This is a genomic window from Hymenobacter crusticola, from assembly GCF_002154225.1.
GTDB lineage: Bacteria > Bacteroidota > Bacteroidia > Cytophagales > Hymenobacteraceae > Hymenobacter > Hymenobacter crusticola.
Window position 1 is genome coordinate 264,766 of the sequence record NZ_MTSE01000001.1, and the last position, 20,470, is coordinate 285,235.

The following is a 20,470-nucleotide window of genomic DNA, read 5'->3' on the forward strand; positions in this document are numbered from 1 at the left end:
CGCATCTACTTGCGGCCCTCATGGGCACCAGACCAGTACGCATTCGTACTTTGTGAAAAAGTTAGCATTTCAGGCCATGTATACGCTTAACAGCAAGCAGCCGGTACCGGTTTACCCGCTCGAGCAGAACAATGCCACTGGGAATAATTCGTTTTCGATCGTGCACTCGGAAGGCGCGTTGGTTTATGAAGAAAACCTGCTGATTCCGCACCGCAAGGCGCATTACATGCTGGTATTTGTGAAGCATAACCGCGGCCGTCATTGGGTGGATATGACCGCTTACGAGCGCAAAGACAACGCGCTTTACTTCACAGCTCCCCACCAAATTTTGGTCAAAGAGGCTGCCACGCCCTTTTGGGGCACCTACCTGACGTTCACAAACGAGTTTCTGGCCTTGCAGCAAAATGCGGCCTTGCGGGAGCTACCGCTGATTCAGAATCCGCACAACGGGCACGAGCTGCTACTCACGGCTGCCGATATGAGCTTTGCGGAGGAGCTGCTGACCAGAATTGAGGTTGAGCACAACCGCCCCGGCGAGTGGCAACACCGCATGCTCACCGCCTACCTCACAGTGCTGCTCACGTACCTGAGCCGGCTCTACACGGAGCAGTTTCCGGGCAACGAGCCCTCGGCCGACCAGCGTTTGCTGAGAACCTATCGGGCCAAGGTAGAGGAGTGCTTTCGCGAGCTGCACGAGGTGGGCGCGTATGCGGCGCTGTTGCACATTTCGGCGGGGCATCTGAGCGAAGTGGTGAAAGCCCAAAGCGGCCGACCGGCCATCAAACACCTGCACGAACGCCTGGTACTCGAAGCCAAGCGCCTGCTGCTTTACACGCCGCTTTCGCTCAAGGAACTCGCCTTCGACCTCGGTTTTTCGGATGCGTCCTACTTCAACCGCTTCTTCAAGCGTGAAACCGGCATCACCCCGGCCGAGTTCCGCACTACCATCCGCAAAATGTACCAGTAATACCGCAGAATGGGTACCAGCCGCGCCAGTGGCGCCCAGTAATTTTGTACTGTTCACTCATCAACCAGTTGACCACCATCCCAAATGAAGACAGTACTTATTACCGGCGCCAACAAAAGTATCGGCTTTGAAACGGCCCGTCAGTTGCTCCAGCAGGGTTATTACGTGTACCTAGGTAGCCGCGACCTAGCAAAAGGCCAACAAGCCGTTGACCAACTGAAAGCGGAAGGCCTTTCGGAGGTGGAGCCCATCCAGATCGATGTAGCCGATAGCGCCTCCATCGCCGCTGCTCGCGAAACCCTAGGGCAGAAAACGCAGGTGCTCGACGTGCTCATCAACAACGCCGGCATTCTCGGTGCTCCGTCGCAGCCGGCGCTAACCAGTAGCGTTAGCATGATCAAAGAAGTGTTTGATACCAACGTGTTCGGCGTGATCGAAGTAACGCAAGCCTTTATCGACTTGCTGCGGGAGTCGCCCGAGCCGCGCATCGTCAACGTCACGTCGGGGCTAGGTTCGCTCACGCTGCACAACGATCCTTCCTGGAAGTATTACCCCGTGAAAGGCGCCGCCTATCAGCCGTCTAAAGCTGCTTTGAACGCCTACACGATTATGTTGGCCTACGAGCTGCGTGATACGCCCTTCAAAGTCAACGCCGTCGACCCTGGCTATACGGCCACCGATTTCAACCATCACAGCGGCCCCGGCAGCGTGCAAGATGCCGCCGCCCGCGTGGTAAAAGCAGCCGTGCTAGGTCCGGATGGCCCAACTAGCCAGTTCTTCAGCGAGGATAATGGGCCAGAGACGGGCATCAGCCCCTGGTAAGCTTCTAATAGAGAAACACAACGCCATACGGGGCTAGTTGGGCTTCTCTACCGCGATGCTACTCCAAGTTCCTCTCTTTTGGAGAGAGCCTAGGCTGAGGCATAACAAAGCGGTAGAGAAGCTTCAACTAGCTCCGTATGGCGTTTTCGGTTGTTGTCGAATCCTAACCGAGTGCCTCTAGCTGCTGCATATCTTGCGCCGTGAGTTCCAGGGAAGCCGCTCGCATGTTATCTTCTAGGTGAGCAATGCTGCCGGTACCCGGAATCGGCAAGATGTTCGGCGCATGGTGCAGCAGCCAGCTCAGGGCAATTTGGCGCGCCGAAACCTGGTGCCGCGCAGCCACTTGGTCGACGACGTCCATTGCGTGCGCCATCCCGCCGCCCAGGGGAAACCACGGAATAAAAGCAATGCCCTGCTCGCGGCAGTAGGCTAGCACGGGCTCCGCAGCGCGGTCGAAGAGGCTGTAGCGGTTCTGGACCGAAACCACCGGAAAGAACTGCTGGGCCAGCTGAATATCCTCAACGGACACTTCCGACAAACCTAGGTGCCGCACCAAGCCTTGGCGCTGGGCTTCGGCTAGAAACGTGAACGTGCGCTCGGCGGGCACCCTAGGATCGAGGCGGTGCAACTGGTAGAGGTCGAGGCGCTCGAGCTTGAGGCGACGCAGGCTACCGTGCAGGGCATCGTGTAGATGCTGCGGCGTGCCATCGAGCAACACCCCCTCCGGCGGCGGGCCAAAGCTCACGCATCCGCCCTTGGTGCCAATTACCAACTCGGCGGCGTAGGGGTGCAGAGCTTCGGCAATCAGTTCCTCCGACACGAAGGGGCCGTACATATCGGCCGTATCAATGAAAGTTATGCCTAGCTCCACCACCCGGCGCAACAGCGCATGTATGGCGGGCCGGTCGGCGGGTTGCCCCCAGGCGGGCTGCTTCGTAATGCGCATCGCGCCAAAGCCGAGCCGATTGATGGATAAGTCGCCTCCTAATAAAAACGTGTTTTTTGCAGACAATGCGTTGTCCATGAGTGCGGTCGTGTATATAGTGAATTTTGCCCTACTAGGCATTCTACAGGGCAAAATTCGACGACCGGACCGCTTGCGCAGCTATCCGAATTCCGGTTTGTGTGGCACAAATTGTGGAACCGGCTAGTGCCTAACGGCGGCTAGGTCAGGCTACGCAGTATGGGGCTAGCCTCCTGGGTACGGCGGAGGCTTTTCGGCACTAATTCCCAAACGCTCTGCCAGCTACACCCCTCGCTTTTGCGGCGCCCTTCTGCTACAAGAGCAGCACGTCGATGCGGTGGGCATGTACCATGTCGAGCGTCGCCGACCAGGCAAAGACGGTGAAGTAGCCATCTTGGGAGGCCACCAGCGCTATCGAATCGCGCTGATCGTGCACAAACTGGGCGGCGGCTAGGTGCCGTGTGCCGCCGTTTTGGGCCGGGTGCATCCGCTTGGCAATGCTGCCCACCACCGGCTCCGACAACACCATTCTGTCGACCGGTGTGCTTGCTTCGGCGCGGGTAACTTTCGCCCCGAAAGCCAGCAAGTCATACTCCTGCGTAATCACGGTGGCCCCATCGACGGCCGTAAAGCCTCCCACAATGGTGATGGTATGCTGGAGTTTATCTTGCCATTTGCGCCGGCTCTGGTCTTGCTGCTGCACGTCGGCAATGCCGGTGTAGGCGGGCACTACGGGGTACACCATGGGCTGCACAATAGATTCTTTCCAACGGTTGCTGCCGGGCGGCACCACGAGCACCAAGCCGCCCCGGCCGTGGGCGCGCATGACGGCCGCCAGCTCCACGAGCACCGTATTGGTTTCGCCCGTGGAAGTGAGCAGGCCGCGGTCGGGCAGAAATGCTTGCAGGGCGGGGCAGTCGTTTACGGCAGCGTTTTCGGCGTCTACCATTTGCAGCTGATCTCCGCGGAGGATGGCAACGTTGACGAACTTACCAAACCCATCGGAGCGGCGGTGCTTGATCACGAGCAGACCAGGCTCTACCACTTCCAGCACGAAGCACAGGGGCGGGATATTGGTAGCGGTACCCCACACGTAGAGGCCTTCCTCATCGTGCCACACACCTAGGTGGATGCCGGGCTGCTCAACGGCCGGGGCTAGCTTCAGTAAGTTGTAGGGCGTGAGGCGTCGGCGCTGGCCGAATAACAGCGGGTACTGCGCGCCATCGGGCGGCAACAAAGCCAGCGAAATCTTGGGCGGGTGCCCTTCTTCCCGGCGCAGGCTAGCCCAGAAGGCCGCATCAATAACGGCTTCTACCAGGTAAGGCTCCGGTTTCAGCGCCAGAAACGGTTCCTCCTGCGGCTTGGCCGCGGCCCGGTGCCGAGCGAAATGCGCTTCAACCATAGGAGCGACCATGCGGGCCGCCAAATACGAAGGTTCGGACAACATAGGGGCAATAACAAGGCTTTTTGGTTGCGAACCTACTCTACGCGAAGTCGGCGGGAGCGTTTGCGTGTTAAAAACACGCCTAACCAGCAAACATCTTCGTGCCAGCCACTTATTTTCACTGGCTACAACGGGTTCTGTTGCGCCGCCGCAATTGCTCGCGTAGCCATCCCCCAGCACCTCTACCCCACCCCCGACGTTGTGAAACCGCGTACCTGGCTCCCTTACCTAGCTTTTAGTTTCCTTGCCCTTGCGGCTTGCCCTAGGGCAAGAGCCCAAACGCGGCCAGCGGCCACAGCTCACGCCCTCACAAAGGGCAGCTGGCAGCAGCTCGCCACCGACGCGTCCCGAACCGGCAAACCGGCGTGGCGCCCTATGCTCACGTACGTGGCGCACTTGCACCAGCAGGGCACGCACCCCGCCGCCTGGCCCTTCGACTACGAATGGGAAGACCTAGGCCCCGGCTACGTGTACGGCAACGCGTTCGGGCACTGGGATGTGGTGCACGAAACGCTCGACGTGCTTCCCTCCTACCCCGAGCACGCGCTGCACCAGCTCCTGAATGACATCAAGAACCAGGAGCCCAGCGGACTGCTGCCCGGCTCCATCTACATGCCCGGCGGTATGTCGGGGCGCGACTCGGTGACGTGGAACAAGAACACGCAAGGCCACCCGCCGCTCTGGCCCTTGGCGGTGCAAGACTATGTCAAGCAAACCAACGATAGCGCCGTTATCCGGACCTTCTACACACCGCTGGTTCGGCAGATAGCGTGGTTTGAGAACAACCGCAAGGCAGAGGGTGAGGGTTTTTTCTACAACGACATTCTGCTGAAGAAGTGGGAGAGCGGCGTCGACGAGGGTATCCGTTTCGATGAAGTAGCGAAAGGCCCCCTAGCCTGCGTCGACGCCACTAGCCACGTATATGCGCTCTACCAAATTGCGGCGCGGTGGGCGCGGCAGCTAGGGCTAGAGGCAAGCTATTACGAGAAGCGCACCAACGAACTGCGCACGTTTATCCAGACGGGCTTGTATGTGCCGGCCGATGGCATGTTCTACGACATCTGGGCCGTGAAAAACCCCGCGCTGCGCAACCTACCCTTCGAAAGCATGTGGCCGCTCGTGATGGGCGCCGCCACGCCGGAGCAAGCCAACCGCTACATTGATAGCTACTTACTAAACAAAACGGTTTTCCTAACCGACCACCCGATTGCCACCGTTGGACGGCGCGACCCGAAGTTTGAGCTGCGCATGTGGCGCGGGCCGGCCTGGAACAGCATGGCGTATTGGGCCGCCCGCGGCTGCCTCAACTACGGCCGAAAAGATGCCGCCAAGATCATTCTGGAAAAAGCCTTGGACGACTCAGCCAAGCAGTTCAAGCGCACCGGTACCATTTGGGAATTCTATAACCCCTTGGGTGGCAAACCCGAAGATGTGAAGCGCAAGCCCAGCACCCAATACAACACGCCCTGCCGCGACTACCTAGGTCACAACCCACTGATCGAAATGGCTAGGCTGTATGACTCCATCAAGTAACCGCAGCTAGCCACTTCCGTGCTGGTGCCGAAAGCGGAAGCGCTGAAACAGGCGTCGGTGCAAAAGCTAACAACGGCACACTTAGCGGCTGAGGCACTGTGAGAGATTTAGTCACTTTTTTGCCTCTGCAAGGCAGCGTGTGCCAGTGACCTAGGTAGCTCCCTATTAATATGCACCGCTTGTACTATTCAAGCCTGTTTATCGTTTAACTTATTGGTGCTCTTAGCCATTAGGGCACCTAGCCTGGCTAGCCCGGTTAGGTTGAGCGCCCATTATTATTCTCCACCATTATCGAATGCACTTATGAAAACAGCAATGTTGAAAGGCGGGCTGCTGATCGGCGCCGTCTTGACTCTATCCTCTTATGACGTGCCCACTGGCTGGTTCATTGCCGGCAGTCAGCCCAAGCAGTATGAGATGGGCGTTGACAAAGGCGCGGGACAGGCTGGCAAGAATGCCGCAACTATCAAATCAATCGACGCCGGCGCCGATGGCTTTGGTACGCTCATGCAGAACAGCGCGCCGGGGAAATACCTAGGTAAGCGCATTCGGCTGACGGGCTATATGAAGTCGAAAGATGTGACAGGCTGGGCCGGACTCTGGTTGCGTGTTGACCAAACGAGCCCGTACAAGCTGCTGGCTTTCGACAACATGCAGAGTCGGGCCGTGAAAGGCACCACCGACTGGAAGAAATATGAAATCGTGCTGGATGTGCCTGCCCAAGCTACCAACATTGCCTACGGCGCTTTGCTCGACAAAACAGGTCAGGTTTGGTTCGACAATCTGAACTTTGAAATAGTAGACGCCAGTGTGCCTACCACGGCCAAGAGCAAGACTCCCGAAGCGCCTGTCAACCTGAACTTTGAAGAGTAGCAGTAGGCCAGCAAGTTGCCGTGGCTTGAGCTAGCTTTCCGGAGAACCACTCTGATGAGGGTGCGAGGCACTCGTTGCATGTTAGCCGCGCGTGCTTCTCGATTACAGTTCAACTCTCGCTAGCTTTGGCGACTTTCTATTTTCCATTAGTCGCCTTACCTCATGTCTCAGCCACCCAACGATTCCGCCGAAAAAGAGAGCATGCACCCGCGCAATCGGCACCGCGGGCGCTACGATTTTGCGCAACTCACGCAAAGCGTACCCGAGCTAGGTTCGTTTGTGGCTGAGAATGCCCACGGTGAGGCCAGCATCGATTTTGCGAATCCGGACGCGGTGAAAGCCCTGAACAAGGCCTTGCTCAAGCAGTTCTACGGCATTCAGCTTTGGGATATTCCGGCAGGCTACTTAGCCCCGCCCATCCCCGGCCGCGCCGATTATGTACACTATCTGGCCGATCTGCTCGGCTCCGTGAACGACGGGGCAGTGCCTACCGGCAAGCGCGTCCGGGTGCTCGATGTCGGGGTGGGTGCCAACTGCATCTACCCCATCATCGGGCACCGCGCGTATGGTTGGCGCTTCATTGGCACCGATGTCGACCCCGTGGCCATTCGGGTAGCCAAGCAGATTGTGGCCAGCAACACCGTGCTGACTGGTGCCGTGGACTTGCGGCTGCAACCCTCGTCTACCAACATCTTCGTCGGCATCACCAAGCCCAAAGAGGTGTTCGACCTCACGATGTGTAATCCGCCGTTTCACGGCTCCCAAGCCGAGGCCGAAGCCAGCACCCGCCGCAAAGAGCACAACCTAGGTACCAGCAAAGGCCCCGAGCCTACCCCAAACTTTGGGGGTAAGCCAGGCGAATTGTGGTATCCCGGCGGCGAGGCCACCTTCTTGTGGCGCATGGCGGAAGAAAGCGTGTTGTTCCGCAACGAGGTGCTGTGGTTTACGGCCCTGGTATCCAAGAAAGAAACGCTGCCAGGGCTGTATAAGTCGCTGCAAAAGCTAGGTGCCGTCGACGTGCGCACCATCCCGATGGCCCAGGGGCAGAAAGTCAGCCGCATCGTGGCCTGGACGTATCTGACCGCCGAGCAGCAGCAGGCGTGGCGCGAAAAGCGGTGGGCAACGCAGTAAGAGCTAGCCTAGGCAATCAGTGATTTACGTCTAGTGCTCCAAGTGCGGTACTCTCAAACACGCACCTGTTTCCTTTTTATTAAAAAAGACCACCCTTGCCGGTGGTCTTTCTTTTTTACAACTATCTTTGAAAACCACCAACTCTAATCCGTTGGTAGCAAGCGCCCTACCTAACCTATTCACTATTCTTTTCATGAACCAACTTTCTACCACGTTGCGCCGACACGCCACCGGCTGGCTGCTCGGCGCGGCAACCTTGCTCGGTTGCTGGCCCCAACAAGCCACCGCTCAAACCAAGAGCCCCAAGCGCGGCATCGCCTACGGCTACCACTCGGCGGCTGATATGCAGGTGCTGGCACCCGGCATCAGTTGGTGGTACAATTGGTACTCCAAGCCCGAAGCTGGCGCCGCCAGCGTCTATGCGGGCCTAGGCATTGACTACGTGCCCATGCAGTGGGGCCGGGACCTCGACGGCTCGCCCTTCACCGCTGATCGGCTGGCGGCCAACATTCCGGCGGGCGCCAAGTACCTGCTCGGCTTCAACGAGCCGAACTTCCGCAGCCAAGCCAACCTCACGCCCACCCAAGCCGCGGCGCTGTGGCCGACGCTGCAAGAAGTAGCCCGCCGCAAAAACCTCAAACTGGTGTCGCCAGCCGTGAACTACTGCGGCGACTGTGTCTCAGAAAATGGCACCACCTACTACTCGCCCACCCAGTACCTCGACGCCTTTTTTGCCGCCTGCCCGAGCTGCCAGGTCGATTACATTGCCGTGCACACCTACGTGTGCGAGGAGCAGTGGCTGCGCGACAAGATTGGGGAGCTGAAAAAGTACGGCAAACCGATTTGGCTCACTGAGTTTTCGTGCGGCGACATGCCCCACGACCAAATCACGCTCGATGTGCAGAAGCGCTACCTAACAGCTGCCGTGAACTACTTGGAGAACGAACCCGCCGTGTTTCGCTACGCCTGGTTTTCGGGCCGAAATAGCGAGATACCTAACATCAACCTGCTCGGTGCCAACTCAGGGCAGCTCACGGAGCTAGGTCAGCTGTACGTGAGCTTACCCTCCGGCGGCAGCACCACCACGCCCACCACTACCCGCCTGACGCCCGTAGCCGCCACGGCCTCGTCGAGTGAAAACAGCGGCACTGCGGCGGCCAAGGCCATTGATGGCAACCTGACCTCGCGCTGGAGCAGCGCCTTCGCTGACCCGCAGTATTTGCAACTCGACCTAGGTACGGTGAAGGATATTTCGCGGGTCAAAATCACCTGGGAAGGCGCCTACGGCAAAGACTACCAGCTGCAAACCTCCGCCGACGGTGCTTCCTGGACGTCGATCCAATCGGTTATTAACGGCGACGGTGGCGTAGACGATATTACCGGCTTATCGGGTCGGGGACGCTACTTGCGCATCTACGGCACGCGCCGCGCCACCACCTACGGCTACTCCATCTACGAAGTGGAGGTGTACGGCCCGGCCGCGCCTACTGCCACTACCATCAACCTAGAGGCGGAGAACTACAGCAGCATGTCGGGGGTGCAAACCCAGACCACGACCGATACGGGCGGGGGCCTGAACGTGGGCTACATCGACGCGGGCGACTGGATGGCCTACAGCAACATCACCTTCCCCACTACCGGCACCTACACCGTGGAGTACCGCGTGGCGAGCCCCAGCGGCGGCGCCTTATCGTCGGACCTGAACTCGGGCACGACGCAGCTCGGCAAAGTAACCATTCCGGCCACCGGCGGCTGGCAAACCTGGACCAATGTATCGCAAACCGTCAGCGTGACGGCCGGCACCTACAGCTTCGGCGTGTTTGCCCAAACCGGCGGCTGGAATCTCAATTGGATTCGCATCAGCAAAGCCGGCAGCACTGCCGCCAAGGCTACGGCTACCACGAGCAACGAGCCCACTGTACAGCTTTACCCCAACCCTGTTACAGACAAGCTGTATTTAACCACCGACCTAGCTTTGTCTGGCAGTCAGTACCAGATACTGGATGCCTACGGAGTGGTGAAAGCCAGCGGCATGCTCAAAGGCAATGAGCTCAATGTAGCCTCGCTGCGCGGGGGCGTGTACACGCTCCTAATCGTCACGAAAGGTCAGCAGAAGATCACCCAACGACTCGTAAAAGAGTAAGCTAGGCTCCACGTACTCACAAAAAAGGCTATCCGAAACGGTAGCCTTTTTTGTGAGTCTGGCTGGCGCAAATGCCCCTGTAGTTTGTCGCATTTGCACACTTTTTTAGTTTTCGTTTGCTAATACCTTTGGCATATCAACACACTCAAAACCAAAGGCCATGGCTACGCAAATCTTTGTTAATCTACCCGTTAAGGACCTCAACGCTTCCATCGAATTCTTCACGAAGCTAGGTTTTCAGTTCAATCAACAGTTCACGGATGAAAACGCCACCTGCATGGTTGTGAGCGATACGATCTACGTGATGTTGCTGGTAGAGCCTTTCTTTCAGGGCTTCACCACAAAAGCTATGATCGATGCCACACGCAGCACGGAGGTGATTATCACCCTATCGGTCGACAACCGGGAAACAGTGGACACACTCGTCGACAAAGCGCTGGCAGCGGGTGGTCAGCCTCTCAAGGAAATACAGAACCCAGAACTCATGTACGCCCGCAATTTTGAAGACCTAGATGGGCACCACTGGGAAGTACTCTATATGGACCCCGCCGCCGTGCAGCAAGAGCAGCCCGCAACAGCCGTGGCGATATAATCTGCCTGATTCCTAAGAGTCATTCCGACCAGCGAGAGAAATCTCGCGTGCTGGTCGTCAGGAAGTTACCGCTACAATATCAGCACGCGAGATTTCTCCCGCTGGTCGAAATGACCGGCAGACTTGCCTATTTACCTAGGTGGCTAGGCTATTGATTTACTGCAATGGCCAGCTTACCAATGCAGTGTCATTACAGTGCTAGAAATAATCGAAATACGAGACAATGAGAAAGCTAAAGCTGCAAGTGCAGATGACCCTCGATGGCTACATTGCCGGGCCGAATGGGGAAATGGATTGGCTCACGTTTGACTGGGACGACGCGCTTAAGCAGTACACGGAAGAGCTGACGGCATCCGTCGACGGCATTGTGCTGGGGCGCAAACTTGCGCAAGGCTTCATCCCACACTGGGCCAACGTGGCCGCCACCACGGACAACCCAGAACTTGCGGCCGGTCGGAAATTCACGGATACGCCTAAGGTTGTTTTCACCAAAACCCTCACGCAATCGGAGTGGGCCAACACAGTTTTGGCGACGGGCGACTTGGTGGAAGAAATCAACCACCTCAAGCAACAACCCGGCAAAGACCTCATTGCCTACGGCGGGGCCACCTTCGTATCGGCACTCATTCAGCACGGCTTACTTGATGAATACCATCTGTATATCAATCCGGTAGCAATTGGCAAAGGCATGCCGATCTTCCAAGCACTCGAACACAAGCAACACCTAGCCTTACTACAAGCCACCACTTTCGACTGCGGAATAGTGGTGCTGAAGTACGTGCCGGAGCGCGACGAGTAGTTAGATCAATACTTAGTAGAACTTATCATTATACCTAGGATAGTAAAAGTTAGGAACTAGCAAGCATGCCCCCTTAAAAGCAGGAGGCACGCTTGCTAGTTTCTAACTTTTACTTCTGAAAATCGGCCAGCTGCCGCATGCGGGCGGGTTCATAAAGCTGGCCATCTTTCACCACCAGTTGCACCCGGCGGATGTCGCGGATTTGCTGCAAGGGGTTACTGTCGATGAGGAGCAGGTCGGCTTGCTTGCCGGGGTCGAGGGAGCCGGTGCGCTGGGCTAGCTTCATCACGCGCGCGGGCGTGATGGTGGCGGTTTGTAGGGCTTGCATGGGCGTGAGGCCGGCCTGCACGTACAGCTCCAGCTCGCGAGCTAGGCTGGTGCCGGGAAACATCATATCGGTACCGGCCACGATGGGGATGCCATTGTCGTAGAGCTGCTTGACGAGGTGGTAGAAGCTCTCCATGATGGGCTTGGCGCCGGCCGACCGCTCAGGCGTGGTGCCCATCGTCAGAAACAACGCCTGCAAGGCTTGGGGCAACGAGGCAAAGGCTGGCTCAATGGGCGTTAGATCATCTTTCAGGGAGCGGGCTGTCATCTCATACACGCCTAGAGTCGGATCGACGACGGTGTGGTGTTCCTTCAGAAAGCGAAAGACGCGGGCACTGGTCGTGTCGGGCACCACCACCGAACGGTCGGGGTTGCGCGTGAGTACTTCGGCTACGTACGGAAGGTGATTCACCTGGTCCATGCCCGCGGCCACGCCTTGCAGCAGCGTCATGCCTTCCGGGATGTGGCCCGTCACGGTGAGGCCCCGTTTGTGAGCTTCCTCACAAATAGCGCGCACAATGTCTGGCTTTAGGGAGCTGTACAGCTTAATCTGCACAAAGCCGCTGTCTTGGTAGCGCTGCACTACCTGGGCCGCTTCGGCGGGCGTATTGACGCGCACAATACCTAGGGCCCGTGGACCGTCGCCGTCGATGATGCCGGCTTTGAGGATGCGCGGCCCCACACCCCGCCCGGCGTCGATGGCTTGCTGCACGGCGTTGATGTAGCTGAACTCGTTGCCACAGTCGCGCACGGTGGTCACGCCGGCAGCTAGGTAGGCGGGGCCCCACTCGGCTTGCTGGAAGTGGGCGTGCATATCCCACAGCCCCGGCACGATGGTTTTGCCCTCCGCCCGAATGACTTGAGCCTGCTTGGGCACCTTCACCTTCGCAGCCGGCCCCACTTGCGTGATTTTACCGCCGTCCACCAGCACCACCGCGTTCGGAATGGTACGCCCCTGCACCACATCCACCACGGTGCCGCCCACAAAAGCTAGCTGCTGCGGCTTGGTGGCCGCTTTGACCTTTGCTTCGGCACCAACTTCTGCCGTGAACAGGCGCATACCGTGGGTCGCCGCCCGGCCGATGAGCGTGGGAAGCAAGGCCTCGTAGGGCTGGGCTAGCATCTCGATTTTGTCACCTTCGGCGTCGTTGGTGATGATGCACACGAGGCGGTCTTGCTGATCGGTCCAGAGCAGCTCGTTGCCCCACACCAAGCCTTTGAGCACGTAGCGTTGGAGCACCAGGGGCTTGTTCTGGAAGGTGAGCGTATCCTGGCCGTCGCGGCGAATGCGTACCTTGCCGCTGGGCAGCAAGTCTAGGCTAGCCGGTTCTTTGTGCTGCCGCCAGTAGCGCAGCAGCAGCATTTGCCCCGTTGCCGGCGAGTAGCCCGCTACTGGGAAGTGCGGAGTAGCTGGATTGAGCTTCAACGAACGCGCCTCTTGGTCGCCAACCTTCACCCAGACGTTACTGCCACCAGCTAGCAGCTGAACGGAATCCTTAATCGTGGAGAAGCGCGAAGTATTGCCGGATACTCCTAGGCTCAGTGGCTCTCCGCCAGGCGTTACGGTGATGTTGGCCCGCAGCGGCACCGGCATTCCGCGGTCCACGAAGCGGAAGCGCACGTCGTAGGTCAGCGCCTGAGCTGATGAAGTCATGCGGTAGGTTTCTTTACCAATGCGCTGCTCAAACTTGTGCAGCAAGAAGGTACCGCTGTCGGCAGGCGTTTGAGCGAATGCAATGGGTGAGAAAAGGGTACAACCTAGGGGCAGGGCTAGCCAAGCTGGTTTCATCGGAACAGAAACGATTTAGATGCTACTGCGGCAACTTAAGCAATTGTCTGCTAATACTTTCGCTTTAACATTTGCTAAATGACAGAAGCCAAAAGAGGCTGAAGCTACCCTAGCTTCAGCCTCTTTTGGCTTTGATGCGAATACCGAATTACATATGAATCGCGCGGTTCTCAGTAGCGGCGAGGCAAGCTTCCTTCACGGCTTCGGCGTAGGTTGGGTGAGCGTGGCTCATGCGGGCCACGTCTTCAGCAGAAGCCCGGAATTCCATGGCCGTTACTCCCTCGGCAATGAGGTCGGCGATGCGCGGACCAATCATATGCATACCTAGGATTTCGTCGGTTTGCTTATCGGCCAGCACTTTCACGAAGCCGTCGAGGTCCATCGAAGCGCGGGCACGGCCCGAAGCCCGGAACGGGAACGAACCTACTTTGTAGGCGCGGCCGGTTTCCTTCAGCTGCTCTTCAGTGTAGCCTACGCCAGCGACTTCGGGCCAGGTGTACACCACGCCGGGGATGAGCAGGTAATTGATATGCGGCTTCTGGCCCACGATGGTTTCGGCCACATATACGCCTTCTTCTTCGGCTTTGTGAGCGAGCATAGCCCCGCGAATCACGTCGCCGATGGCATAAATGCCGGGCACGCTGGTTTGCAGGTGCTCATCGACCTTGATGCGGCCGCGCTCTTCCATTTGCACACCGGCAGCTTCCAGGTTGAGGCCTTGGGTGTACGGCACGCGGCCCACAGCTACGAGGCAGTAATCACCTTCAAACTTCACTTCCTCGCCTTTCGGGTTGGTCGCCGTTACCGTCACGGTTTCGCCCTCCCGGGTAGCGCCGGTCACTTTGTGGCTCAGGAAAAACTCGATGCCGATCTTCCCCAGGATGCGCTTCAGCTCTTTGCCGAGGGCGCGGTCCATGGTGGGAATAAGCGAATCCATGAACTCGATAACGGATACTTTGGCACCTAGGCGGGCATACACGGACGCCATTTCCAGGCCGATAACGCCACCGCCAATCACGATCATGTGCTTAGGCACTTCGCGAATGTTCAGGGCCTCCGTGCTGGTGATGATGCGCTGCTTGTCTTGCTGGATGAAGGGCAACACCGTGGGCTTAGAACCCGTGGCGATGATGACGTTTTTGGTCTCGATCTGCTGCTCTTCGCCGCCGCCAGTGGGCGTAATCTTAATATGGTTCTTGTCGACAAACGAACCCACACCTTGCAGCACGTCGATCTTGTTCTTCTTCATCAAGAAAGAAATCCCATCGACGTTTGCTTTCACAACCCCATTCTTGCGGTCGATGAGCTGGTTCATGTTGATCTGCAAGTCGCTCAGCTCAATGCCGTGCTCCTTGAAGGTCGTATGCGCGTTATGATAATGTTCGGTGCTATCGAGCAGCGCTTTGCTAGGAATGCAGCCTACATTCAAGCAGGTACCACCTAGCGTGGGGTACTTCTCGATAATGGCAGTTTTTAGGCCTAGCTGCGCGCAGCGAATGGCCGCCACGTAGCCTCCTGGTCCGGAGCCGATGACGGTGACGTCGTATTGATTCATGATAAAATGTATGCTGTGAGAATCATTGGGGCTAAAGTTAAGGAACAAACTTTAGCACCTAACAGGTTGGTGGGGATTAGCCAGTTAGCAGAAGCTGTTTCGGGGAATAAAGCTAGGGGCAAATACCCGCTCAGCAGCCTAACAAACGGCAGTTCCAACCGAGGTTACAGCACAGCTACTTTGATGTAGTAGTCAAATGTGTCTACTTCCAGATTTTCCTGCGTGACTTTCGGCAGAGTTAGCGGCTGCCACTGCGTAGTGGGCGTAACGAAGCGATACGCGCCGCCCTTGGTGCGCACCCGCACAGGCATGTTGAAGCCTTGCACATCAGCCATCCAACGGCACTCCGCTTTGCCTTTCTGAAAGCGCACTTCGAGCGTAGGGAGCGTCGTATAGCGCAGGTACTGGTCGAAAACCTTAGTTAGGTCCTTGCCGCTCTGCTGGTTGATGTAGCCCACAATTTGCTCCGCCGTGACGGTCTGGTGGTAGAATGTCTTACCTAGGCCCCGCAAGATCTGGCGCCACTTCTCATCATCATTGAGGATGGTCCGGACCATGTTCAGCAGCACGCTGCCCTCGTCGTACATGTCGCTGGAGCCCTCCTGGTTCACATTGTACGGCCCGATGATGGGCTTATCGTTTTGGATGTTCTTGCGCTGCCCATAGATGTACTCTTGCGCCGCCTGCTTGCCGAATAAGCTTTCCACGAACAAGCTTTCCGAATAGGTAGTGAAGCCCTCGTGCACCCACATGTCGGCAATGTCCTTGCTGGTAATATTGTTGCCGAACCACTCGTGTCCGCTTTCGTGAATGATGATAAAGTCCCACTTCATGCCCCAGCCCGTGCCGGAGCGGTCGTGACCTAGGTAGCCGTTCTGGTAGTGGTTGCCGTAGGCCACAGCACTCTGATGTTCCATACCTAGGTGCGGAGCCTCCACCAGCTTATACCCGTCTTCATAAAACGGATAAGGCCCAAACCAATGCTCCAGCGCTTTCAGCATGGGTTTCACGTTGGCACCGAATTGCTTTTTAGCTTTCTCCACATTCTCCGGCAGCACCCAATAATCGAGGGTTAGTTTGCCGTTTTCGCCTTGGTAGGTGTCGCCGAAGTGCTGGTAGTCGCCCACGTTCAGGGCCACGTCGTAGTTATTGATGGGGTTGCGCACGGCCCAATCGAAGCGCGTAGAACCGTCGGGTAGCGCCGTAGTCTTGCGCAGCCGCCCATTCGACACGTCCTTCAGCCCCTTCGGTACTGTCACGCTGATGAGCATGCTGTCAACTTCGTCGGCTTGGTGGTCTTTGGTCGGCCACCAGATGCTAGCGCCCACGCCTTGGCACGCCGATGCCACCCACGGTTTGCCCTGGGCATCCTGCGTGAACACCAAGCCTCCGTCCCAGGGCGCTTTCTTGGCAACGGTTGGCTTACCGGAGTACTGCACCGTAAACTCGTCCCGTGTGCCCTTGCGAATGGGCTGCGGGAAGGTGACAAATACCGCGTTGGCTTCGCGGGTAAATGGCACTGACTGCCCTTTGTACAGCACCTTATCTACGGCTAGGTTGGCGAACAAATCAAACTGTAGCCGCGTGAAATCCTGTGTGGCCGTGAAGCGGAATAGGTTGGAGCCAGTAATAGCCTGCTGGTCAATGTTCAACCTCACATCGAGGTGGTAGTAGTTTATATCGTAGCAGGTGCGTAGTGGTGTGAGGGCACCGCGTAGCGAATCGGCGCGGGAGATGGTGGGAGTAGTGGCCTGCGCCTGACCAAGGAAGGGCAACAAGAGCAGGGAAGCAACGCAGAGAAGCGCTCTGAACATGATGAAAAGCTTAGTGACAAACGCGAAAAGGTACTCGTTTTTACCGGACACGATTATGGCAATCTGGTTGCGCGTGCGAGCATCGAAGCTAGCTCCCACAAAAAAGTGTTATCTGCATAGCCCTTATCCTCACTATCTGCGTCTTTTGCTCCCATAAGGATAACTCGCTGACTTTATGTACATCCAATCAGTAGTTACTAACGAGGAAGAGTCGCTGCAAAATTTCGCACTGTTCAAGCAGCGCACCAGCCGCAACACAGTTATCAACTCATGGTGCAGGTACTGCAACTGGCCCCCGCATACAGACCAACTGTCGCTAAAATTCGCCTTTACGGGTGCCGAAACGTACTATTTGCAGCACCGTAAGCTGATGGTGCAGCACGATCAGCTCTTGGTAGTAAATGCTCACCAAGCCCACGCGAGCAGCATTCGGTCGGCGGAATGGGTGCACTCATTTGCCATTTACTTTGATGCTGAGCTGGTGAGCACCCTCGCAGCGGCGTGCTTCTCCCCCGACGAGGTTTTGCTCGCTAACCCCTACCTGCGTAGCGACCAAACCATGTGGTTTTTTGAGCAGTTTTATGCCGCTACGGTGCCCTTACGGCGCCAACTCGTGCTGCTGAAGCAAGTCATGGAGCAGCAGCCGTTGTCGGAGCTAGCGTTGGAAGAACATCTGCACGGCATTTTAGGAGAACTGTTACAAACCTACCGGCGGCAAGTCCACCGTAGTTGCACCCACCTTTCGGCAGTGAAGCGCTCTACTCGCCTGGAGATCTATCGGCGTCTGCACCTAGCTAAGGAGTTTATTGATGAACAGGCAAGCCAAGCTCTCACGCTCGATCATATTGCTCGCGCTAGCATGCTTTCCAAAAACCATCTGCTGCGCTACTTTCGGCAGCTGTTTGGCTACTCGCCCCATCAATACGCCACCGCCGTACGCCTAGAGCAAGCCAAAATACTGCTCACCCAATCAGCCCTGAGTGTGCAGGCTATCAGCAACCAAGTTGGCTTCGAATCACCTAGCTCATTTGGGCGTCTATTTAAGTCCAGCTTTGTACTGACGCCTCAGCAGTACCGACTACAATATACTCGCTAAGCCGGACGCTTTCCCCTGCTTACTTTATTCTTCTTACTCTCATGTCTGCTTCGCCTACTTCGCCTTCCAAAGCAGCTCTCCTTTTCGCGTTTGCAGTAGTCTATGTGGTTTGGGGGTCTACGTACCTAGGGATACGTTTTGCCATCGAGAGCATTCCCCCGCTGCTCATGGCCGGCGCCCGACACTTGCTTGCAGGCTTGTTGCTCTACGGCTTTATGCGTGTGCGCGGTACTCCCAAACCAACGGTACACGGCTGGGGTGTCGCTCTTATTATTGGTATTTGTCTGCTCACGATCGGCAATGGTGGCGTAACCCTCGGCGAGCAATATATCTCCTCTGGCCTCGCGGCGTTGCTAGCCGCGACTGTGCCCATGTTTTTAACGCTATTTGGCTGGCTAAGTGGCATATCAGCGCGGCCCAAGCTAGGTGTCATGCTAGGTTTAGGGCTAGGGTTGGCAGGGGTCTATTTGCTGGCTAGCACATCGGAAGCGGGGCAGGTAGCTATTCCAGGCCATGAGGCCATAGGCATTGCCTGCGTGCTTACGGCAGCATTGCTTTGGAGCATTGGCTCGCTTTACGCCAAGAAAAAGCAGCCCTCTTCCTCGCCCTTTTTGGCAGGTAGCATGCAGATGATTTGTGGTGGCCTCGTGATGCTAGTAGCAGCGCTAGCGCACGGCGAAGCCGCAAACTTCACCCCGACGACTATCACAACTAAGTCGTGGTTGGCCTTTGGCTACTTAGTGGTATTCGGCTCTATTCTGGCTTTTTCCGCCTACATCTGGCTGTTACGCGCCGTCGAGCCCGCACTAGCAGGCACCAATGCTTTCGTAAACCCAGTGGTAGCTATCATTCTCGGTTGGGCCTTCGCCGATGAACCCTTGAACATACAAATGCTAGGTGGAGCAGCGTTGATTGTAGCGGCAGTTGGGTTAGTGGTGCTTGGTGGCCGTGCAAAGAAGTTCTCCGTACCAGCACAACGTCCGCAAGTAGAGGCATGAATATGCTACACCTCTACCTGCGGGCGTTGGTTAGTTTTCTTTATATAAAGTACCAGCCTTCTCCGCCGACAGCTTGATACCTTTAATCATGGCTGAGCTAAATCCGTTGTGCTCCATTTCATTGAGCCCGGCAATGGTGCAGCCCTTTGGCGAAGTCACCTTGTCGATTTCCTGCTCTGGGTGTGAAGCGAGTTGAAGCAGTAAATCAGCTGCTCCTTTGGCCGTTTGAGCCGCCATCTTCAAGGCATCGTGGGCATGGAAGCCAATTTCGGTACCGCCCTGCGACGCGGCCCGAATAGAACGCAGAAAGAATGCAATACCACACGCGCACAGCGCAGTAGCAGAAGTCATCAATTCCTCGTTGATGCGAATGGTACTGCCTACCGTGTCGAACAGTGCTTCTACGAGCGCCAGTTGTTCCTCGGAAGCACAGTCGCTGGCTACGCATGTCATGGAATGACCAATGCTAATTGCCGTGTTCGGCATAGCCCGTACAACGGGTACCTCCACTCCTAGCTCTTGCCGAATATCAGCGCAGCTCACTCCCGATATAACGGAGATAATTAAGTGTTTGTGAGGTTCAATACTAGGCTTGATGCCTTCTAGCACCTTGTTTAGCTGTTGTGGCAATACAGCCAATACGAGGATGTCGGCTTGCTCTACAGCTGCTGGGTTGTCACTACCCGTCGTATAGCCTTCTTGAGCTAGTGTGGCGAGTGCCGCACTATTACGGCGAGTGAGCGTAATTTGGGCTGGCTCAAAGATGCCGGCTTTCACCAGGCCTTTAGCTAAAGCAATACCAATATTGCCACTACCTAGGATGGCAACTCGGCTGGCTGATTTCTTCATGCTGAACATAACTAGTAAATTCTAATAAGCGGCGCATACCTCCCTGAGCGAATGGCAGTTTAGTAGCCCCTCACGAAGGTAGCGGAGAAACTTGCTTTCTTGTTCATGGAGCCGTTGTCCCTTCAAGTCCTCACTTAAATCTTTAATCAGCATGAATACACCCTGACTTGCTACTGCCATTCAAACACAAAACCCCGCATCGGACGGCTCCAACCAGAACCATCCAACGCAGGGTTTTATAGCTGCACTCTCCAGCATGTAGTATACTCTTTATCCTTAGCGTGCTTCGCTAAGCAAGAGAGTTTGACTGCGTACTACTTCTCGGGCCACAGCCAAACTCGTCTCGCTTGACTTTACTACCAGATATACGAAGGTGTGCCCAGCATCCATCAGCTTAATAAGGTGCAGCTGATGACGCAGACTTATTAGAATTTCATCAATCTGTTCTTCTTCGAGCGCCAGCGCGGTCAACGCCTTTTGCTTCTGCCGCACTACTTCCGTATTGTAAGTAGCCGCAATTTCTGGATTGATGCTGACGGAGTTAGAATGTGAGGCCAACGTCTTGCCCGAACCAACATCGACTACAGCCACTGCCATTAGGCTTGGCAGATCTGCTCTTATGCCTCGTACAATCGTGTCGGCAGCCTCAAGCTGAGCCGAGCTAACAGACGTTGCAGGAGCAATTTTTCGCTTAGATGCTCTTTTTCGATAAGATTTTGGTTTCACTCTAGGATAGTTTGGTAAGCAGCGATATGGTTACTGCTTCCGTGAAGA

At 56.5% G+C, this 20,470-nt stretch carries 17 protein-coding genes; 10 read left to right on the forward strand and 7 right to left on the reverse strand.

Annotation, left to right across the window (positions count from 1 at the left end):
- Positions 1–52 precede the first annotated feature (52 nt).
- Together BXP70_RS01010 and BXP70_RS01015 are read left to right on the forward strand one after the other, a co-directional pair.
- Positions 53–967, forward strand: a complete 915-nt coding sequence (locus BXP70_RS01010) for an AraC family transcriptional regulator (RefSeq protein ID WP_245849421.1) — start codon at positions 53–55, stop codon at positions 965–967.
- 84 nt (positions 968–1,051) lie between these two features.
- Positions 1,052–1,789 carry an SDR family oxidoreductase gene (locus BXP70_RS01015; protein ID WP_086592150.1) on the forward strand — a complete coding sequence of 246 codons (738 nt, stop codon included), beginning with the start codon at positions 1,052–1,054 and terminating at the stop codon, positions 1,787–1,789.
- Between the two features lie 163 nt (positions 1,790–1,952).
- On the opposite strand, the gene BXP70_RS01020 is transcribed toward BXP70_RS01015, so the two are convergent.
- Positions 1,953–2,813 carry an aldo/keto reductase gene (locus BXP70_RS01020; RefSeq protein ID WP_086592151.1) on the reverse strand — a complete coding sequence of 287 codons (861 nt, stop codon included), beginning with the start codon at positions 2,811–2,813 and terminating at the stop codon, positions 1,953–1,955.
- Between the two features lie 253 nt (positions 2,814–3,066).
- Positions 3,067–4,200 carry a putative sensor domain DACNV-containing protein gene (locus tag BXP70_RS01025; protein WP_086592152.1) on the reverse strand — a complete coding sequence of 378 codons (1,134 nt, stop codon included), beginning with the start codon at positions 4,198–4,200 and terminating at the stop codon, positions 3,067–3,069.
- 198 nt (positions 4,201–4,398) lie between these two features.
- On the opposite strand from BXP70_RS01025, the gene BXP70_RS01030 reads away from it, so the two are divergent.
- The 6 genes from BXP70_RS01030 to BXP70_RS01060 all read left to right on the forward strand — a co-directional run bounded on the left by BXP70_RS01030 (position 4,399) and on the right by BXP70_RS01060 (position 11,268).
- The gene (locus BXP70_RS01030; RefSeq protein ID WP_179197537.1) at positions 4,399–5,730 is read left to right on the forward strand and encodes an MGH1-like glycoside hydrolase domain-containing protein; all 1,332 of its coding nucleotides are present in this window, start codon (positions 4,399–4,401) and stop codon (positions 5,728–5,730) included.
- 303 nt (positions 5,731–6,033) lie between these two features.
- A complete protein-coding gene (locus BXP70_RS01035) occupies positions 6,034–6,603 on the forward strand; it encodes a hypothetical protein (protein ID WP_143436324.1) in 570 nt (189 codons plus the stop codon).
- 162 nt (positions 6,604–6,765) lie between these two features.
- Positions 6,766–7,734, forward strand: coding sequence for a 23S rRNA (adenine(1618)-N(6))-methyltransferase RlmF (rlmF, locus tag BXP70_RS01040; protein WP_086592155.1), 969 nt, complete (start codon positions 6,766–6,768; stop codon positions 7,732–7,734).
- Between the two features lie 193 nt (positions 7,735–7,927).
- Positions 7,928–9,877, forward strand: a complete 1,950-nt coding sequence (locus BXP70_RS01045) for a glycosyl hydrolase (protein ID WP_218779720.1) — start codon at positions 7,928–7,930, stop codon at positions 9,875–9,877.
- A gap of 160 nt (positions 9,878–10,037) precedes the next feature.
- Entirely contained in the window at positions 10,038–10,469 is a 432-nt protein-coding gene (locus tag BXP70_RS01055; protein ID WP_086592156.1) for a VOC family protein, read from the forward strand.
- Positions 10,470–10,692: 223 nt separating this feature from the next.
- Positions 10,693–11,268: a dihydrofolate reductase family protein gene (locus tag BXP70_RS01060; RefSeq protein ID WP_086592157.1), complete on the forward strand. Its 576-nt coding sequence runs from the start codon at positions 10,693–10,695 to the stop codon at positions 11,266–11,268.
- 109 nt (positions 11,269–11,377) lie between these two features.
- Here BXP70_RS01060 and BXP70_RS01065 read toward each other — a convergent pair whose 3' ends face one another.
- The 3 genes from BXP70_RS01065 to BXP70_RS01075 form a co-directional block, all read right to left on the reverse strand.
- Positions 11,378–13,384, reverse strand: coding sequence for an amidohydrolase family protein (locus BXP70_RS01065; RefSeq protein WP_086592158.1), 2,007 nt, complete (start codon positions 13,382–13,384; stop codon positions 11,378–11,380).
- A 148-nt stretch (positions 13,385–13,532) separates the two neighbouring features.
- Positions 13,533–14,939: a dihydrolipoyl dehydrogenase gene (gene lpdA / locus BXP70_RS01070; protein WP_086592159.1), complete on the reverse strand. Its 1,407-nt coding sequence runs from the start codon at positions 14,937–14,939 to the stop codon at positions 13,533–13,535.
- 164 nt (positions 14,940–15,103) lie between these two features.
- Positions 15,104–16,753, reverse strand: coding sequence for a M1 family metallopeptidase (locus BXP70_RS01075; RefSeq protein ID WP_086592570.1), 1,650 nt, complete (start codon positions 16,751–16,753; stop codon positions 15,104–15,106).
- 175 nt (positions 16,754–16,928) lie between these two features.
- Here BXP70_RS01075 and BXP70_RS01080 point away from each other — a divergent pair, with 175 nt between their 5' ends.
- On the forward strand, positions 16,929–17,849 hold the full coding sequence (locus tag BXP70_RS01080) for a helix-turn-helix domain-containing protein (protein WP_086592160.1): 921 nt from the start codon (positions 16,929–16,931) through the stop codon (positions 17,847–17,849).
- A gap of 41 nt (positions 17,850–17,890) precedes the next feature.
- Positions 17,891–18,847: an EamA family transporter gene (locus BXP70_RS01085; protein WP_086592161.1), complete on the forward strand. Its 957-nt coding sequence runs from the start codon at positions 17,891–17,893 to the stop codon at positions 18,845–18,847.
- A gap of 30 nt (positions 18,848–18,877) precedes the next feature.
- Here BXP70_RS01085 and proC read toward each other — a convergent pair whose 3' ends face one another.
- Both proC and BXP70_RS01095 read right to left on the reverse strand, forming a co-directional pair.
- Positions 18,878–19,696, reverse strand: a complete 819-nt coding sequence (proC, locus tag BXP70_RS01090) for a pyrroline-5-carboxylate reductase (protein WP_086592571.1) — start codon at positions 19,694–19,696, stop codon at positions 18,878–18,880.
- 276 nt (positions 19,697–19,972) lie between these two features.
- A complete protein-coding gene (locus tag BXP70_RS01095) occupies positions 19,973–20,422 on the reverse strand; it encodes a hypothetical protein (protein WP_245849423.1) in 450 nt (149 codons plus the stop codon).
- Positions 20,423–20,470: the final 48 nt, after the last annotated feature.

Coding starts and splice junctions, on each gene's coding strand:
- BXP70_RS01015 (WP_086592150.1), top strand. CDS start 1,052: ATGAAGACAGTACTTATTACCGGCGCCAACAAAAGTATCGGCTTTGAA.
- BXP70_RS01020 (WP_086592151.1), bottom strand. CDS start 2,813: ATGGACAACGCATTGTCTGCAAAAAACACGTTTTTATTAGGAGGCGAC.
- BXP70_RS01025 (WP_086592152.1), bottom strand. CDS start 4,200: ATGTTGTCCGAACCTTCGTATTTGGCGGCCCGCATGGTCGCTCCTATG.
- BXP70_RS01035 (WP_143436324.1), top strand. CDS start 6,034: ATGAAAACAGCAATGTTGAAAGGCGGGCTGCTGATCGGCGCCGTCTTG.
- rlmF (WP_086592155.1), top strand. CDS start 6,766: ATGTCTCAGCCACCCAACGATTCCGCCGAAAAAGAGAGCATGCACCCG.
- BXP70_RS01045 (WP_218779720.1), top strand. CDS start 7,928: ATGAACCAACTTTCTACCACGTTGCGCCGACACGCCACCGGCTGGCTG.
- BXP70_RS01055 (WP_086592156.1), top strand. CDS start 10,038: ATGGCTACGCAAATCTTTGTTAATCTACCCGTTAAGGACCTCAACGCT.
- BXP70_RS01060 (WP_086592157.1), top strand. CDS start 10,693: ATGAGAAAGCTAAAGCTGCAAGTGCAGATGACCCTCGATGGCTACATT.
- BXP70_RS01065 (WP_086592158.1), bottom strand. CDS start 13,384: ATGAAACCAGCTTGGCTAGCCCTGCCCCTAGGTTGTACCCTTTTCTCA.
- lpdA (WP_086592159.1), bottom strand. CDS start 14,939: ATGAATCAATACGACGTCACCGTCATCGGCTCCGGACCAGGAGGCTAC.
- BXP70_RS01075 (WP_086592570.1), bottom strand. CDS start 16,753: ATGTTCAGAGCGCTTCTCTGCGTTGCTTCCCTGCTCTTGTTGCCCTTC.
- BXP70_RS01080 (WP_086592160.1), top strand. CDS start 16,929: ATGTACATCCAATCAGTAGTTACTAACGAGGAAGAGTCGCTGCAAAAT.
- BXP70_RS01085 (WP_086592161.1), top strand. CDS start 17,891: ATGTCTGCTTCGCCTACTTCGCCTTCCAAAGCAGCTCTCCTTTTCGCG.
- proC (WP_086592571.1), bottom strand. CDS start 19,696: ATGAAGAAATCAGCCAGCCGAGTTGCCATCCTAGGTAGTGGCAATATT.